Source organism: Streptomyces prasinopilosus (genome assembly GCF_001419695.1).
Taxonomy (GTDB): Bacteria; Actinomycetota; Actinomycetes; order Streptomycetales; family Streptomycetaceae; genus Streptomyces; species Streptomyces prasinopilosus.
The window spans coordinates 1-15,403 of sequence record NZ_LIRG01000370.1 but is presented as its reverse complement, the minus strand read 5'-3'; the positions used below and the strand labels follow the sequence as shown (position 1 = coordinate 15,403).

At 71.2% G+C, this 15,403-nt stretch carries 17 protein-coding genes and 1 pseudogene; 11 read left to right on the top strand and 7 right to left on the bottom strand.

Going from position 1 to position 15,403, the window contains the following annotated elements; genetic code table 11:
• The 3 genes from AOK18_RS16465 to AOK18_RS16455 all read left to right on the top strand — a co-directional run.
• The coding region (locus AOK18_RS16465) for a GH1 family beta-glucosidase (protein WP_055694860.1) at window positions 1–1,240 on the top strand (1,240 nt) is incomplete at its 5' end.
• 103 nt (window positions 1,241–1,343) lie between these two features.
• Entirely contained in the window at window positions 1,344–1,772 is a 429-nt protein-coding gene (locus tag AOK18_RS16460) for a DUF6892 domain-containing protein (RefSeq protein ID WP_055572061.1), read from the top strand.
• A 363-nt stretch (window positions 1,773–2,135) separates the two neighbouring features.
• Complete coding sequence (locus AOK18_RS16455; RefSeq protein ID WP_055694862.1) at window positions 2,136–2,735, top strand: GNAT family N-acetyltransferase; 600 nt, start codon at window positions 2,136–2,138, stop codon at window positions 2,733–2,735.
• A 447-nt stretch (window positions 2,736–3,182) separates the two neighbouring features.
• Here the strand turns inward: AOK18_RS16455 and AOK18_RS34380 are convergent.
• From AOK18_RS34380 to AOK18_RS35155, 3 genes are all read right to left on the bottom strand, one after another.
• Window positions 3,183–3,533: transposase (locus AOK18_RS34380; protein ID WP_338119120.1), on the bottom strand; the 351-nt coding region annotated here is incomplete at its 3' end.
• A 14-nt stretch (window positions 3,534–3,547) separates the two neighbouring features.
• A complete protein-coding gene (locus AOK18_RS16450) occupies window positions 3,548–3,901 on the bottom strand; it encodes a DUF6281 family protein (protein WP_240503201.1) in 354 nt (117 codons plus the stop codon).
• 338 nt (window positions 3,902–4,239) lie between these two features.
• Window positions 4,240–4,368: a hypothetical protein gene (locus AOK18_RS35155; RefSeq protein WP_276205356.1), complete on the bottom strand. Its 129-nt coding sequence runs from the start codon at window positions 4,366–4,368 to the stop codon at window positions 4,240–4,242.
• A 5-nt stretch (window positions 4,369–4,373) separates the two neighbouring features.
• On the opposite strand from AOK18_RS35155, the gene AOK18_RS16445 reads away from it, so the two are divergent.
• Window positions 4,374–4,958, top strand: a complete 585-nt coding sequence (locus AOK18_RS16445) for a DinB family protein (protein WP_055694858.1) — start codon at window positions 4,374–4,376, stop codon at window positions 4,956–4,958.
• A 37-nt stretch (window positions 4,959–4,995) separates the two neighbouring features.
• A protein-coding gene (locus tag AOK18_RS30960) for an IS5 family transposase (protein ID WP_240503202.1) occupies window positions 4,996–5,822 on the top strand; the annotation gives its coding sequence in 2 pieces (ribosomal slippage) (window positions 4,996–5,352 and window positions 5,355–5,822; 825 coding nt in all).
• A gap of 85 nt (window positions 5,823–5,907) precedes the next feature.
• On the opposite strand, the gene AOK18_RS33615 is transcribed toward AOK18_RS30960, so the two are convergent.
• The 3 genes and pseudogenes from AOK18_RS33615 to AOK18_RS35150 all read right to left on the bottom strand — a co-directional run bounded on the left by AOK18_RS33615 (window position 5,908) and on the right by AOK18_RS35150 (window position 6,960).
• Complete coding sequence (locus AOK18_RS33615; RefSeq protein WP_055694855.1) at window positions 5,908–6,195, bottom strand: hypothetical protein; 288 nt, start codon at window positions 6,193–6,195, stop codon at window positions 5,908–5,910.
• Window positions 6,172–6,607: pseudogene (locus tag AOK18_RS30955) on the bottom strand (hypothetical protein); the annotation flags it as partial. The pseudogene AOK18_RS30955 and the gene AOK18_RS33615, both read right to left, overlap by 24 nt.
• A gap of 221 nt (window positions 6,608–6,828) precedes the next feature.
• Window positions 6,829–6,960, bottom strand: coding sequence for a hypothetical protein (locus AOK18_RS35150; protein WP_276205355.1), 132 nt, complete (start codon window positions 6,958–6,960; stop codon window positions 6,829–6,831).
• A 504-nt stretch (window positions 6,961–7,464) separates the two neighbouring features.
• On the opposite strand from AOK18_RS35150, the gene AOK18_RS16425 reads away from it, so the two are divergent.
• The 4 genes from AOK18_RS16425 to AOK18_RS16410 all read left to right on the top strand — a co-directional run bounded on the left by AOK18_RS16425 (window position 7,465) and on the right by AOK18_RS16410 (window position 12,039).
• Complete coding sequence (locus AOK18_RS16425) at window positions 7,465–8,646, top strand: ROK family transcriptional regulator (RefSeq protein WP_206281552.1); 1,182 nt, start codon at window positions 7,465–7,467, stop codon at window positions 8,644–8,646.
• 437 nt (window positions 8,647–9,083) lie between these two features.
• Window positions 9,084–9,287, top strand: coding sequence for a lasso RiPP family leader peptide-containing protein (locus AOK18_RS32570; RefSeq protein ID WP_055572053.1), 204 nt, complete (start codon window positions 9,084–9,086; stop codon window positions 9,285–9,287).
• A 17-nt stretch (window positions 9,288–9,304) separates the two neighbouring features.
• Complete coding sequence (locus AOK18_RS16415) at window positions 9,305–11,197, top strand: albusnodin/ikarugamycin family macrolactam cyclase (RefSeq protein WP_055694853.1); 1,893 nt, start codon at window positions 9,305–9,307, stop codon at window positions 11,195–11,197.
• Window positions 11,194–12,039 (top strand): lasso peptide biosynthesis B2 protein, encoded by an 846-nt coding sequence (locus tag AOK18_RS16410; protein WP_055694852.1) that lies wholly within the window; start codon window positions 11,194–11,196, stop codon window positions 12,037–12,039. The genes AOK18_RS16415 and AOK18_RS16410 overlap by 4 nt, the downstream gene beginning before the upstream one ends.
• Window positions 12,040–12,276: 237 nt before the next feature.
• Here the strand turns inward: AOK18_RS16410 and AOK18_RS33055 are convergent, their stop codons facing one another.
• Window positions 12,277–12,435, bottom strand: coding sequence for a hypothetical protein (locus tag AOK18_RS33055; RefSeq protein WP_157865111.1), 159 nt, complete (start codon window positions 12,433–12,435; stop codon window positions 12,277–12,279).
• 681 nt (window positions 12,436–13,116) lie between these two features.
• Between AOK18_RS33055 and AOK18_RS16405 the strand changes: the two genes are divergently transcribed.
• A complete protein-coding gene (locus tag AOK18_RS16405) occupies window positions 13,117–14,307 on the top strand; it encodes an MFS transporter (protein ID WP_055694851.1) in 1,191 nt (396 codons plus the stop codon).
• A 182-nt stretch (window positions 14,308–14,489) separates the two neighbouring features.
• Window positions 14,490–15,380: a DMT family transporter gene (locus AOK18_RS16400; RefSeq protein WP_055694861.1), complete on the top strand. Its 891-nt coding sequence runs from the start codon at window positions 14,490–14,492 to the stop codon at window positions 15,378–15,380.
• The last annotated feature ends 23 nt before the right edge of the window (window positions 15,381–15,403 follow it).

Here is a 15,403-nt window from a genome sequence, read left to right as displayed (position 1 = left end):
CGACCACTACCACCGCTGGCGCGAGGACGTCGCCCTCATGGCCGAACTCGGCCTGGGCGCCTACCGCTTCTCCCTCGCCTGGCCCCGGATCCAGCCCACCGGCCGCGGCCCCGCCGTGCAGAAGGGCCTGGACTTCTACCGGCGCCTCGTCGACGACCTGCTGGACAAGGGCATCCAGCCCGTCGCCACCCTCTACCACTGGGACCTGCCGCAGGAACTGGAGGACGCCGGAGGCTGGCCCGAGCGCGCCACGGCCGAGCGGTTCGCCGAGTACGCGGCCCTCGCCGCGGACGCCCTGGGCGACCGGGTGAAGACCTGGACCACCCTGAACGAGCCCTGGTGCAGCGCCTTCCTCGGCTACGGCTCCGGCGTGCACGCGCCCGGCCGCACCGACCCGGTCGCCGCCCTGCGCGCCGCCCACCACCTCAACCTGGGCCACGGCCTGGCCGTCCAGGCACTGCGCGACCGCCTCCCCGCCGACGCCCGGTGCTCGGTCACCCTCAACATCCACCACGTCCGCCCGCTCACCGCCGACGACGCCGACACCGACGCGGTCCGCCGCATCGACGCGCTCGCCAACCGCGTCTTCACCGGCCCGATGCTCCAGGGCGCCTACCCGGAGGACCTGCTCAAGGACACCGCGGAACTGACCGACTGGTCCTTCGTGCGCGACGGCGACCTGCGGCAGATCCACCAGCCGCTGGACTTTCTCGGCGTCAACTACTACACCCCCACCCTCGTCTCCGCGACCGACGGCAGCGGCACCCACACCTCCGACGGACACGGCAGGAGCGCCCACAGCCCCTGGCCGGGCGCCGACAAGGTCGCCTTCCACCAGCCGCCCGGCGACACCACCGCCATGGGCTGGGCCGTCGACCCCACCGGCCTGTACGACCTGCTGCACCGCCTGGCCGCCGACTTCCCGCGGCTGCCGCTGTACATCACCGAGAACGGAGCGGCGTTCGACGACTACGCCGACCCTTCCGGCCAGGTCAACGACCCCGCCCGGATCGCCTACGTGCGCGGCCACCTGGCCGCCGTCCACCGGGCCATCGTGGACGGCGTCGACGTACGCGGCTACTTCCTGTGGTCCCTGCTGGACAACTTCGAGTGGGCCCACGGCTACAGCAAGCGCTTCGGAGCCGTCTACGTGGACTACCCGACGGGCACCCGCATCCCCAAGGCCAGCGCCCGCTGGTACTCCGAAGTGGTCCGCAGCGGCGTCCTCCCCGCGGCCTGACCCGGGCCGGTCCGGAACCGGCCCGCCCCTGGTGCGGCACCCGCGCGGGTGCCGCACCAGGGGCGGGGGAGGAGCATGCGCGGGGTGCCATAGGGTCATGCCCATGGCCCGGTTCAAGGACTTCAACCTCAAGCTCGTCGTCATCGAGCAGCTCATGTACACCGACGGGAAGCTGACCCCGCGATTCAGCCTGGCCGAGCTCCTGAAGGAGAAGGGTCTCGGCAACGACCCCTGGCAGTACGCCCAGGAGAACGGCCTGGCGTACCAGGTGGTGCCGGAGGCGCGCGCGCACTTCGAGTCGCTGGAGCTGAGCGACGAACTCCTGGCCGGCGTCGAGGAACTGTGCCTGGACGGCGGCAACCGGGTGTACCAGGAGTGCGCACCGGTCTGGGACGGCGAGGACGACCTGTTCGACATCACCTCCCTCGACGACCTCGCTCTCCTCCCGAACCTCCGCCGCGTCCTGGGTTCGGAGTTCCTGGGCCCCGACCTGGTGGCCGTCCTCGAGAGCCGGGGCGTCACGGCCGACTGAAGGGCGCCACCGGCAGCACCCGCTCGGCCGGTGGAAGCCGCCACGGACGGCCCCCGCTCACAGCCCTCGCCGCCGCCCGCGTTCCCGGACCGCCCGCAGCACCGACCGAACTGGTCCACCCGCGCTTGCCCAGCCCTTGCAGGTCGTCAAGTCCGTTCTCCAGTAGTGCCCTCGTCCGGGTCGGGTGAGGAAGCCTTGGTGGGCAAGGCGGCTGTGGGTGATGTTCATGTCCGGGTCGTCGGGGGCAGGCCGAGTAGTCGTGCCGTGCACGATCCGCCGGCAGGCGGAGTCCTGGTCGTGAGGATCGGACCGGGACCGGATATCCGGTGTTCCGCCCGCCCCATGAGACACAGGATGGCGCACATGACTTTGGCCACCCCCGTACTGCGCACCGCTCGCCTGCGACTGCGCCCCTTCACCGACGCCGACGCGGACCTGCTCTTCGCCCTGCACAGCAGCACCTACGTGATGCGCTACTGGGACTCCCCGCCGTGGAACGAACGGGCCCGCGCCGAACGCTTCATCACCCTGTGCCGGAAGATGGCGGACGAAGGCACCGGGACCCGGGTGGCCATCGACCGCGCTTCTGACGGGGCCTTCGTCGGCTGGTGCGGTCTGACCGGATGGAACCCGGACTACCGCAGCGCGTCGTTGGGCTACGTCCTCGACGAAGCGATGTGGGGACACGGCTACGCGACGGAGGCCGCGCACGCCTTGCTGCAGTGGGCGTTCGACACACTGGACCTGAATCGGGTTCAGGCCGAGACCGATACGCGCAACGTGGCATCCGCCCGGGTCCTGGAGAAGATCGGATTCGTGCGTGAAGGGACGTTGCGGGAGGACTGCGTCGTGAACGGCGAGGTGTCCGACTCGTGGGTGTTCGGGTTGATCAGGCGGGAGTGGCGGCCGGCGGCCGTGCCGATCCCGGCCCGCGAAGAGCGGCGTCAAGTCCCTCTCTGGTAGAAGCCGCCTCCGGGTCGGGTGGGGAAGCCTTGGCGGGTGAGGCATCCGAGGCTGCTGCGGGTGACGTGCAGGGAGGGGCCATAGGTCGGCATGCCGAGGAGTTCGTGCAGATCACGGACCCGGAATTCCTGGCCGGGGCGCTGGTGGAAGGCATTCACGATGGCCTGGTGGGCGGCGGACCGCCCGGCCGGATCGGATGCGGTTCTGGTCGGCGCGAGTTCGGCAAAAACCTTTCCGGCTGTGGCCGGTTCGGCCAGCCGGGCCCCGGCGTCGCCCAGGGCGGTTGCCGCACCGCTCGGCGGCCTGGGTGAGCAGGGCGGTGCCGACGGCGTTGTCGTGGGCGGAGGCGGCGGGCACGACGACTCCGATGATCAGGCCCAGGACATCGGCCACGAGGCCGCGCTTGCGACCCGGTGTCTTCTTGTTCCCGTCCCGTCGTGGTCCTNNAGGACCACGACGGGACGGGACCTCCAATCGCTCGGCGCTCTCCCGCACCTGGCGGCGCGGCAGTTCCCGGATCTGCTGGTCGAGCCCGTCCGCGCGCCACAGCGGGAAGGAGTGGAACACCGCCGACCAGGCGGGCAGGTCGTGCGGGAGGCAGCGCCACCGGCAGCCCGTCCGGTTCTGGTGGAAGAGCGCGTTCACGACGTCCCGGAGATCGCACCCCCCGGGATCGCCGGTCGCCGACCGTGCGACCCGCTCCCGTAACAGGGGCGACGGCTGTACAAGAGGGGCCCGAGCAGATGGCGTCGCGGCTGTCGGAGGCCATGGGCTGCGTCCACGCCGCCCGGGAGGCATGGACGCAGCCCAGGTCAGGACCCGTCGATCAGTTTCCGTACCTCAGGAGGGAGCTCGTTGCCCGAGTAGGCGGCCACGAAGGTGGCCTCGTCGGGGCTGTCACCGACGGCGACGGCCATATCGGGTGAGATGCCGTCCACCGCGTAGGCGGTCGTCGTCTCGTCGGATTCCTCGGCCTTGTCCTGGTCTCCGGTGTCCTGGCACGGCGGGATGGTGGCGGAACCGAGTTTTTCTCCCGCCGTGAACTCCACGTTCGCGACGTCCTGGTACGTGCGGTGCTGGTAGAGGACGCGGTAGGCGCAGGATTCCGCCTGCTCGCCTCCGTCACTGCTGCTTTCCGAGGTGCAGGCCACAGCCAGCATCATCATGGCTGCCACGAGAGACAGTTGCGTGGTTCGCCCCGACCGGTTCATTGTTCCTCCTGGACGTTGTCCCGTAAATGATCTACGGAATGCTGGTTGACCAGCGTCGTTTCCCGGTCGCCCGGCGAACGGATCTTCGCCTGACCCAAGTCCTGGCACATCATGCGCAGAACATGTTGCCCCGTCGCGTCAGCCGCACCCTCCAAGCCGTCCACATGCTACTGACCTGCGGCTGTTCAGGATGACGGGCACGACAAGATCATCTCGGCCCTGTCCGGCGGCTGTGAGGCGGGTATCAAGGAGAGGGATATGGCAGAAAATTTCCTTACGCCTTAGAGGTTGTCTCACGTGGCGAGTTCCGCGAGCTGCTTGTAGCAGCTCAGGGCGGTGGCCTTGGCCAGGCTTCGGTTCTGCCGGTCGCTGTGGTCCATGTACGGGATCTTGAGGCCACGAGTAGCCCATGGCAGGCTCATGCCGCATGATCGATGAATTCGCGAAGGACAACCTGCACAAGAGACTGCGGCGGGACCGTGAAGCGCTGCTCTGGAAGCTCGATGGCTTGTCCGAATACGACGCCCGCCGACCTTTGACAGCGACCGGGACCAACCTCCTCGGTCTGGTCAAACACGTGGCCACGGTCGAGGCCAGGTACTTCGGTGAGGTCTTCGACCGCCCTTCTCCGGAACCGCTGTGCCGGTGGCAGGACTCCGACGGCAGCGATCTATGGGCGGCCGAGGACGAAGCGCGCGATCAGATCATCGAGTCCTACCGGCGCACATGGGAACACTCAGACGCGACGATCGACGAGCTTGCCCTTGATGTCCCCGGCCACGTGCCGTGGTGGCCGGAGCCTTATCTCAACACGAACCTGTTCGCCATCCTGGTCCACGTCCTCGGCGAGACCAGTCGGCATGCCGGGCACGCCGACATCCTGCGCGAAGGCGTCGACGGCCGAACTGGGATGCGCCCCGAACACGAGATGCAGATCGATGAAGAAGCCCGCGCCGCCTACTGCGCGAAGATCGAGCAGGCCGCCAGATCGGCCGCATCAGGCAAGGCGTAGAAGGCTGTCCCACATGACTTGATGTTCGAGCGGCATGATGCCGGCCGTGAGTGCTGATCTGTCGAAGCGTCTGGTTCCTGATGAACTCCGGGAGCTGGTCGCCCCGTTATTGCCGTCGTTCGCGGCTCGACCGCAAGGTGGTGGGACCGCTCCGTGTGACGAGCGGGCCGTGTTCACGGCAGTGGTGTACGTGCTGACCAGCGGCTGTGCCTGGCGGCATCTGCCGCTGACGTTCGGCACGTCCTCCGCCACCGCGCATCGCCGCTTCACGGTATGGACCGGGGTCGGCCTGTGGCGTCGGCTGCATCGGGCGGTGTTGGACGAACTCGGGGCCCGGGGTGAGGTGGACTGGACCTCGGCGATCGTCGACGCGGCCTCCGTTCGCGCCAAAAGGGGGGATCGCTGACGGGGTCGAACCCGGTCGATCGCGGCAGGAAGGGCAGCAAACTGCACGTGCTGTCCGATGCCCAGGGCGTCCCGCTCGCCGTCGCCGTGTCAGGTGCGAACATGCACGACAGTCTCGCCCTCAAGCCGCTCATCCTCGGCATCCCCGCCGTCCGGTCCCGTCGGGGACCACGGCGGCGCCGGCCCGTCAAACTCCGCGCGGATAAGGCGTACTTCTCCGCCGAACACCTGGCCTGGCTGCGCGAGCGTGGACTCGTCGCGCGCATCGCACGGCCAGGCATCGAGTCCGGCGAACGCCTTGGTCGGCACCGCTGGAAGATCGAGCGGTCGATCGCTTGGCTCTTCGGCTACCGCCGCCTGACCGTCCGATACGAACGCAAGGGCTCCCCCTTCCTCGCCTTCCTCGGCCTGGCCGCTGCCCTGACCTGCTACAAGAAGCTCGTGAAACTTGCCACGTGAGACGCCCTCTTAATGTCCTCCCAACACCCCGGTCATGCAACGGATATGCCCTGGTCGAGGCCTTCTGCAATGCCGTTCAATGCTCTTAGCGCTGGGGAGGAAGCCCATCAGTGCCGACACCTTTGAAGCGCCATGCCAGAAGGGCCCAGACCGCAGCGACGATGCCTATCCCCACCCATGCTTCATTGATCTTCCGCACTGCGATGAGGTAGAGGAGGATCAGGACGCACGGCACCGTGGCAATGGTCGTCCATCGCAGGTTACGACGGGTCTTACCGACCTCGGTGAAGCGTTCTTGGTTCATATGTGTCCTTTCCGGGAACGCGGAGGAGGCGTCAACCCTCTCCGCCAGCAGCTCCAGCAGGAACCGCATGCTGTCGGCGGCGTCCGGACGGGCGGCGAGAACCCGGCCGTCCCGGTGGTTCCTGACGGAGTGGTAGGGCGAGGTGGCGTAGGCGTCGGGCGGTCGAGCACGATCCGGCGAGGGCGTAGCGTTCGAACCCGGGCATCCCGGCCGCACGGAACTCGGTGAGGGAGACGACGACGAGGTCCAGTTCGGCGGTGCGGTGGCCCGCGAACCGGGTGAGATCGCTCGTGGCGTCCTCGGCGAGGCCCACGGACAGGTCGTTGATCGAGTACCGGGTGGCCATGCCGTCGTGGGCTCGGGCGCCTGTGAGGACGAGGCCGGCCACGGATGGATCGACGATGGCGAATTCGACGAGCGCGTCGTGGGTGAGAGGCCGCGAGCGGTCATGGGTGGATCTCCGTGAGGTGGTGACGGGTATGCCTGCTGGGCGCCCCCTTGTGCAGGAGGCTTCCCGCACCGTCCGCGGCTGCACGGGGCCGCCGCCCGGAAGATCAACGCACGTCCGAACCCTGCCTCCGGACGGGTCGTGGAACAGGGCGTCCAGGAGGACGGCAGCCTGCCGGCCCTCTCAGTCACAGTCGCTCCGTCGAGACCGCGACCGGCACGGCCGCCTGACGGCGACCGTGCGGGGCAGGCTGGTCAGGCGCCCGCCCGGCGCAGCCGCTCGGGTGCTTCTTCGGTCAGCCGGGCGGCGGCAGAGCCGTTCGGTTGTGCGACCGACGCCTTCTTGGCGTTGGAGGCCAGCACCCACAGCCCGGCGGCCCAGGCCACCTCGGATCCCCGGCATCCACCCGCGGACGGGGGCGGTTGACCGATCAGCCGGTGACTGCCGCCGCCGGCCGGTCTCGAAGCCGGGATCCGCCAGGTGCCGGGTACCGTCGATCCCGGTGGACCGGGACACGGCCGGTGCCGGAGCATCCGGCGACGGGACGAACGTCCGGCGACGGGACGAACGGCGACGGTGCGCTCGGCGTGACACGCGGCGTCCGCACGGATCCTCCTCCGGCGACCGGCCCGCTCCGCCCATGAACGATCAATTCCCATTCGGAGTACGTACGGTATCGAATCTCTACGTTCTCTTATGAACATTTTCGGCCAAATATTGCTCTGTCACCTTGCGTGCACCGACCCTTGATCCTTCTTATCACTTCGTGAGCAATTGAAGATGCGTGGAGTTCGAATTGAAGGTCACACTGCTATTATTTCAGTCTCCGTCATGGAAAAGTGAAACGGGGACGGCCTTCGGGGGGCTCAGTGGGCGACGTACGTGATCTCTTGAACCAACTGCCGGAGTCGCCCACGTCCACGAAGGGCACCAACCGTCGCAGGGTGCTGATGGCCGCCGCGATCAAAGCGGCCACCCAGGCCGACATCGCCCGCCGTGCCGCGCTGTCACCGGCCACGGTGTCGGCCGTGGTGCGGGAACTGGCCGGCACCGGTCTGCTGTCCGGCACCAAGGACCGCGGCGGCAAGGTCCGTCTGGCCCCCGTCGACGACGTCGGGGTGGGCGTGCACCTGGGGTTCAGCCACCTCGCGGTGATCGCCCGCAGGCTCGACCGGGAGTTCGACCAGGTGAGCACCCAGGTCACCGCGGAGGGTGTCGGCAGGGGCTGGCCCAGGATGCTGCCCGTGGTCAAGGAGATGATCGCCGAAGCGGTCCGGGGGACGCAGCGACGGATGGAGGACGTCCTCTCCCTCGGCATCGCCGTGCCCCGGATGGTCGACCCGCGCACCGCCGCGTTCACCGAGCCGATCCTGTTCCCGTGGCGTGCCGGGGACGACCCGGCGAAGGACCTCGGGACCTGGCTGAAGGTGCGTGCGGTCATCGACAACGACGCCAACCTCGGCGCCCTCGCGGAACAGACCTACGGCACCCGGGAGAACAGCGAGACCGTGGTCTACGTGAAGGCATCCACGGGGGTCGGGGCCGGAATCATCGTGCACAACACCGTGCTGCGCGGCCACCGCGGGATGGCCGGGGAGATCGGCCACCTCACCGTGGACACCGACGGCGCGGTGTGCCAGTGCGGCGGCCGCGGCTGCCTGGAGACGGTCATCGGCGCCGAGGCGCTGATCGGACAGGCGCGTGCCGCACGCGCCCGCAACAGCGCGTCCGGGCCCGAGACGCTGGAGCACCTCGTCCGCTCGGCCAACGCGGGGGACGCCGTGTGCATGCGGGTGGTCCAGGACGCCGGACGCCATCTGGGCCACGCCCTCGCCCAGCTGTGCAACACGCTCAACCCGGATCTCATCGTGATCGGCGGTCAGCTCGCCGAGTGCCCACTGCTCCTGGACGGCTGCAAGGAGACCCTGCACCGCTTCGCACTGCCCGGCGCGGTCGCCGAGGGCTCCCGGTTCGCCCTCGCCCTGAGCGAACTGGGTACCTGGGCCGAGGCGCAAGGGGCCCTGGTCCTGGGACTGCGGGGCCAGGAGAACGCGGGCAGCGCACCGGCATAGCGCCCTCGCCCCTTCGGCACGGGACTCCCTCGGGACGCGGCTCGCCCGGCACCCGGCGGCGGCAGGCGCGGGTCCGTCGCGGGCCCGTCGTGGAGGGCGTTCGGCGGCCGGTCCACCTCGTGCGCCCCCTTCCGTCTTCGATGCGATGAAGAAGTCTCCCGACGCGCCGCATTCATTCTTCGAATGAGCGAGCACGACTCGTCGAATAAGAGGGAGAGCGTGCCCGAGAACGAGATGCCGCCCCGAGGAGGAAATCCCGCGCGGCAGGGCGGACGGGGACGAACCAGCAGGTCGGAGCACGCGTCACCCCTGGCCCGGTTTTCCGTCCAGGGCCCCGTCGAAAAGGCTAGAGTCGGCTGCGAACCCGGTGGGCATCCCACGACACCCGTACGCTTATTCCCCGGGGCATATCTCTGCTCCCGACCCGAGGCGGCCCTATGACTTTCGACTCCCTCGCCGCATGTCTGCGCGACGCGGTCAGACGCGAACGGCGTCGCACGCGATCCGGCGCGGCGCCCTCACCGAGCGGGCCGCCGGCCCACGCGTCCCCCCTGCTGGTCGACCTCGGGCACGTCCGCGAGGTGACGCTCGGCAGCTCGCCCAGTGGCAGCGCCGACGCCAACGCCCAGTACTACTGGTAAGACCGTGGACTGCCGCCATGTCCGACACCCGAGCCACCCCGGTCACCACCGGCGGCGGACACCGCCGCCTCGCCGTCCGTCTTCCGCCCGGCCCCGCGATCGCCGCCCTCCGGGCGCCGGCGCGGCCCCTGCTGCCCCCGCCGGCCGTCGAAGTGTGGCCTCGTGAGGGCCTGCTGTGGTCCTGGGGCACCTGGCACCCCGACGAAGTGCGCACCGCGCGCTGCGCCCGCGCCACGCTGGTCGCGGTCGGCCAGTGCCTGGCCGACTCGCCGACGATGCACCGGGACCTGCGACGTGCCGCGAGCGACGGCCACTGGGAACGGCTGACGCACTGGCCGGGCTCGTACCTGCTCATCGTGGGCCACGACGACGGCCTCCTGACCGCGTACGCCGATCCGGCGGGCCAGTTCCCCCTCTACTACGCGCAGCACGGCGACCGCACCGCCCTGTCCACCCGGGCGACGGCAGCGGCGATCCTGGCCGGAACGGACGGCGCCCCCGACACGACCGCCCTCGCCGCGCACATCGTCTGCCCGGCGGTTCCCGAACTCACCGCCGCCCGGACCGCGTTCGCCGGCGTCCGCAGACTCGGCGGCGGGGAGGCCCTGCGGCTCGACCCCTCCGGCGCCCTCACCCACTGGACCTACGAACCGCTCTCCGCGGACGACGGCACCTCCTTCGAGGACGGCGCGGCACACCTGCGAGCGGCCCTGACGCGCGCCGTGGACCTGCGCACCGCCCGCTCCGGCCGGATCACCGCCGACCTCAGCGGGGGCAAGGACTCCACCTCCCTGGCCTTCCTCGCCGCCCGTACCGCCCCCGGGCCGCTGGAGTCCTTCGTCTACCACCATTCCCGCCTGCCGGCGGGCGACCTCGAGCACGCCTTGAGATACGCCGCCCCGACTCCCTCCCTCCACCTGCGTGTCACCGAAGGCGACGAGACGTCACTGCCCTATGCCGACCTGCACCTGGCGGAACCCACCGACCAACCCGACCCGGCGGCGGCGATCGGCGCGCGTCTGCGTCTGCGCCTGGCCCACATCGCGCGCGGCGGCGACGGAACCCATCTGACGGGGGAGGGTGGGGACGCCGTACTGGCGGCGCCGCCCTCCTACCTCGGAGACCTGGCGGCTGCCGGCGGCCTGCCCCACCTCGTCCGACACGCATGTGCCCTGGCCCGGATGCGCCATCTCTCCCCCGCACGCGTGACCCTGCGCGCGCTGCGCCTGGCCCGCACCCCCGCCCCCCGCGCATGGCACGACCTGGCCGGGGCACTGCACGAACCGGCGGACCGGCCGCCCCAATGGCTGGACGCCGTCGCGTGGTGGCCCGCACCGGGACCGGAGGCGGCCTGGCTGACCTCCCGCACGCGCCACCGCCTCGCCGAACTGGCCCGGCAGCGCGCGCGGACAACCGGCCCGGAACCCGCCTCCCGCACCCCGGGCACCCGAGCGGCCCTGCACGAGGTGCGCACCTCCGCGGCGGTACAGGCCCACCTCACCTCTCTGGCACGCCCCTTCGGGATCTGGCCGCAGGCCCCCTACCTCGACGGCGACGTCGTGCGAGCCTGCATGAACCTGCCGCTGCCGCGCAAGGCCGATCCCTTCACCGCTAAGCCCCTGCTGGTGGCGGCGCTGTCCGGGCTGGTCCCCGACCCCGTTCTTCGACGCAGGACCAAAGGCGACTACATGGCGGAGAACTACCACGGCGCCCGCAGGCACGCGGCCCAGCTGCGGGCCCGGCTCGCCCGGTCGCCCCTGGGCGACCTCGGCGTCATCGAACCCTCACGCGTGCTCGCGACCCTCGACCGGGCCCTGGCGGGACTCCCGACGCCCTTCCCGGCACTCGATCGTCTGCTGAGCGCGGACATGTGGCTGACCTCCCACGACAACGGCCAGGAGCTGCCATGACCCGGCTCAGAGTGCCCGGACACATCCAGGAGAGCCCCGCACCGCACGGCGGCAGCGTGCTCGTCGACCTGCGCTCCGGCCACTGCTTCGCGATGAACCCCGCGGCGCGGGCCCTGTGGCAGGAATGGAGCCGCGGCCAGGACCTCGACTCGACGGTGCGGCTCCTGGGGAGCAGCCACCCCGGCTCCCCCCGCGAACAGATCAGCCAGGACGTCCGGCGGTTCGCCGACGAGCTGATCCGCCGCGGCCTGCTGACCACCGACGACCGGAACCCGCGCACGAGGGCCGCGCACCCCCGCACGCCGGCGCCCCGGGGGCCGGCTCCCGTTCCGGCCGCACCACCGGCGCACCACGCCACCCCCGGACAGGACGCCCCACGGCCCGGGGACCTCCGCGTGACCGCGGGGACGGCCACGGCGGCCACCCCGCCCCGGACCGACAGCCGCGCCGGCGCCCGCCGCACCGTACTCGTGACGGCAGCCGGCCTGCTCGGCCTGCTGGTGGCACTCCTCGTGATCCGGCTGCCGTTCCACGTGGTGCTCCGCCTCGCCCGCTGGACCGTCCGCACCTGGTGCTGGCGCGACGCCACGCCGCACCAGGCGACGGCATCGCTTTCGGCCGTGCGGCGCGCCGCCGGACTCTACCCCGGGCGGGCGGCGTGCCTGGAGGAGTCACTGGCCACCCTCGTCGTGCTGGCCCTCACGGGCCGGCGGGCACACTGGTGCCTCGGCACGGCCCACGACCCCCACCGCTTCCACGCCTGGGTCGAGACACGCGGAGTCCCCGTCGTCCTGCCGGGGGAGGACTTCCCCGCCGGCTTCCGCCGCATCCTGTCCACCTGAGCGCCGGCGGGGTACGGCCGGCAGCACCGGAAGCGGCCCCGGCCGTCGTTCCTCTTCGGTTCGCAGCCTCCCGGCATCCGCAGCGCCCGGTGCCGGACAATTCCAAGAGCGTCGCACGGAAAAGGACAGCCGATCCCTTCAACGGCGGGTATCGGTGCGCTAATCTGAAAACGCAGTGAGGGGACGACCACAGGTTTCCCTGTGACCGCCCCCTCGGAAGAGAGATCAGCACATCTCTCAGGCGTGCGGCAGGACCGCATCGATCAACGTCGTGTCACCGTGTCCCCGAGCCAGCACACTCAGGACGACGAGGACGACGACGATGATGACCACCCGCACCTGGTGCCAACGCACCGACACGGAGCAGCGGGTGGTCATCGTCATCTTGATTCCCATGGAATGTCACCTCCCTCCCCACGGCGACCGGCCCCCGGTTCCGGTGAATCCGGGAATGCATGACCGTTTCCGTGTAAAAATCAGTGTCACTCGCCAATTCCCTTGGGGCAACGGCCTTCTGAGAGGCCTTCACGCGCCTCGCGGTCGCCGCGGCGGAGGTCTCATCGAGCGGAAATCCCCAATTCGCAGAAACGTGCCCACGAGGCGGCCCCGCCGCCGACGAACCGAAATCTGAGAACGCTCTCCGAAGAACTGTCCGCCCGTGGTGAGGCCGGCGAACAGCCCCGCGCCCCGGCGTGCAGCGGCGAGCGGGTGCAGGCCGCCGGGCCCGCTCGCCGCACGCGTCGGTTCCTCCGATTCGAAGGCGGAACACGCCCGGAAGCCGACGGCACCCCCGGACTGAAGCCGTCGACGGCCCTCTCGGGGCACGCACCCGCGAGCGTGGCCCCGCCCACACGTTTTCTGTGACTTGCGTCACTTTTTTTTCCTGTCCGTCCGGTCCCGCTCTTCGAGGTGATGCGACCGCCCGACCCGCGCCGGACCGACGGCGTCGGCGGCGCGCCCCCGCCGACCGGCAGGACCGGTCCGGTACGTCCCGGAAGGCGCCCGGCGCCTTCCGGGTTCTCCGGCCGCTGGCGTGCCGGACGGGACCGCGGCGCGTGCGGGGTTACCGTCGTCGGCATGGCCGGTGACCGCCCGGGATGGCGCGCGTGTGTGCTCGGCGGCGCGGTGTTCGCCGTCTGCATGACCGGCACCACGCTGCCGACCCCCCTCTACGGCCTCTACCAGGAGGAGTTCGGATTCTCCGAGCTGACCGTCACCGTGGTGTACGCGGTGTACGCCTTCGGTGTCATCGACGTCCTGCTGCTGGCGGGGAACGTCTCGGACGTGGTGGGCAGGCGCCCGGTGCTGCTGTGCGGTCTGGGATGCGCCGCCCTGAGCGCCGCCTGCTTCCTCGGCGCCACCGGCCTGGGGTGGCTGTACGCGGGGCGGCTGCTGTCGGGGCTGTCCGCCGGGCTGTTCACCGGGGCCGCCACGGCGTTCGTGATGGAACTGGCACCGCCCGGAGGCGCCTCGCGGGCCACCTTCGTCGCGACCGCCGCCAACATGGGCGGGCTGGGCTGCGGGCCGCTGCTCGCCGGAGTCCTCTCCCAGTACGCGGCCGGGCCGCTGCTCCTGCCGTTCGCCGTGCACCTGGCCCTGGTGGCCGGCTCGGCCGTCGTCCTGCTGGGACTTCCGGAGACCGTGCGGGAGCGGCGCCCGCTGAGCACCGTACGGCCGCGACGGCCGGGCCTGCCCCCGCGGGTGCGCACGGTGTTCGGGCCGGCGGCGATCGCCTCGTTCGTGGGCTTCGCGCTGTTCGGGGTGTTCACGTCGGTCAGCCCGGCGTTCCTCGCGCAGTTCCTGAACGTGCAGAACCGCGCCCTGAGCGGTCTGGTCGTCGCGCTGGCGTTCTTCGCCTCGACCGCCGGGCAACTGGCCGTCGGCCGGGTCGGGGCGGCCCGCTCCCTGCCGTGGGGCTGCGCCGGTCTCCTCGCCGGCCTGGCGCTGCTCGCCGGCGCACTGCACTGGGACCTGCTCGCGCTGGTGGCGCTGAGCGCGGTCGTCGGCGGCGCCGGGCAGGGGCTGGCGTTCCGCGGCGCGCTGTCCGCGCTGGCCGGGGTGTCTCCGGCGGGCGAGCGGGCGGGCGTCATCTCCATGCTGTTCGTGGTGGCCTACGCGGGCATCTCGGTGCCGGTGATCGGTGTGGGCGTGCTGGCGGGGCCTCTCGGCCTGCGGGACGCGGGACTGGTGTTCATCACGTGCATGGCCGTCCTGGTGGTGACCGCGGCCGTCCACCTCCTGCGGCGGCCGGTACCGTCGGGAACGTGAGCGCGGGGACCGCGGCGGCGGCCCGCCCTGCCCCGGCGCCCGGAGCGGCCGCCGGACGCACGGCCGCCGCCGTACGGTGGCGACACGCCCCCGCGTGTTCGCGGGGGAGAGGGGACGCCGGGCACCATGGCAGGGCCTGGGGGCGGGCCGTCTCATCATCCCGGAGGACCCACACCGTGGACATGCTGCTGCCGGTCCTGTTCGCCCTGGGCGCCGCGTTCAGCAACGCGCTCGCCACCGTCCTGCAGCGCAAGGCGGCCCTCGGCGTGCCCCGGTCCGACAAGCTGAGGGCCGGGCTGATGCTCGACCTGCTGCGGCGCCCCGTCTGGCTCGCCGGCATCCTCACCATGATCACCGCGGCGGTCTGTCAGGCCGTGGCGCTGGCGACGGGGCCGCTGACGGTCGTTCAGCCCCTGTTCGTGCTGGAGCTGCCGCTCACCCTGGCCGTCGCCACGGTGCTGCTGCGGGGGCGGCTGTCCCGCGCCGGCTGGGCGGCCGCCTTCGCCGTGGTGACGGGGCTCGCGGTCGCCCTGACGGCCGCCTCGCCCGCGGGAAACCTCACGCACGTGCCGATGGACCGCTGGATCCCGGCACTCGCCGTCTGCGCCACCGCGATCGTCGCCCTCGTGCTCGCCGCGCTCCGCCGGCCGCAGGGGCGCACCCGCGCGGCCTGCTTCGGGCTGGCCACCGCCCTCGCGTACGCGATGACGGCGGCGCTGATGAAGGCGTCGATGCACACCCTCGACGACGGCGGCCTCACCGCGTTCCTCACGGCCTGGCAGACCTACGGCTTCGCCCTGTTCGGCGCGTCGGCGCTGTTCCTCCTGGAGAACGCGCTGCAGGCGGGCCCCCTGGTCGCGTCCCAGCCCGCCATCACCCTCGGCGACGCGGGCGTGAGCCTGGCCCTCGGGATCACGGTCTACTCCGAATCCGTGCGGTCGGGCTGGTGGCTCCTGCCCCAACTGCTGGGCGTCGGCCTGATCGTGGCGGGTGTGCTGATGCTCTCGAGGCTGCCGCTCGCCCGTTCCCTGACCGGAGAGGACCGCTCCGCCGTCGACGCCGGGGCTCCGTGAGCCGTCCCCGTCCCCGTCCGCGC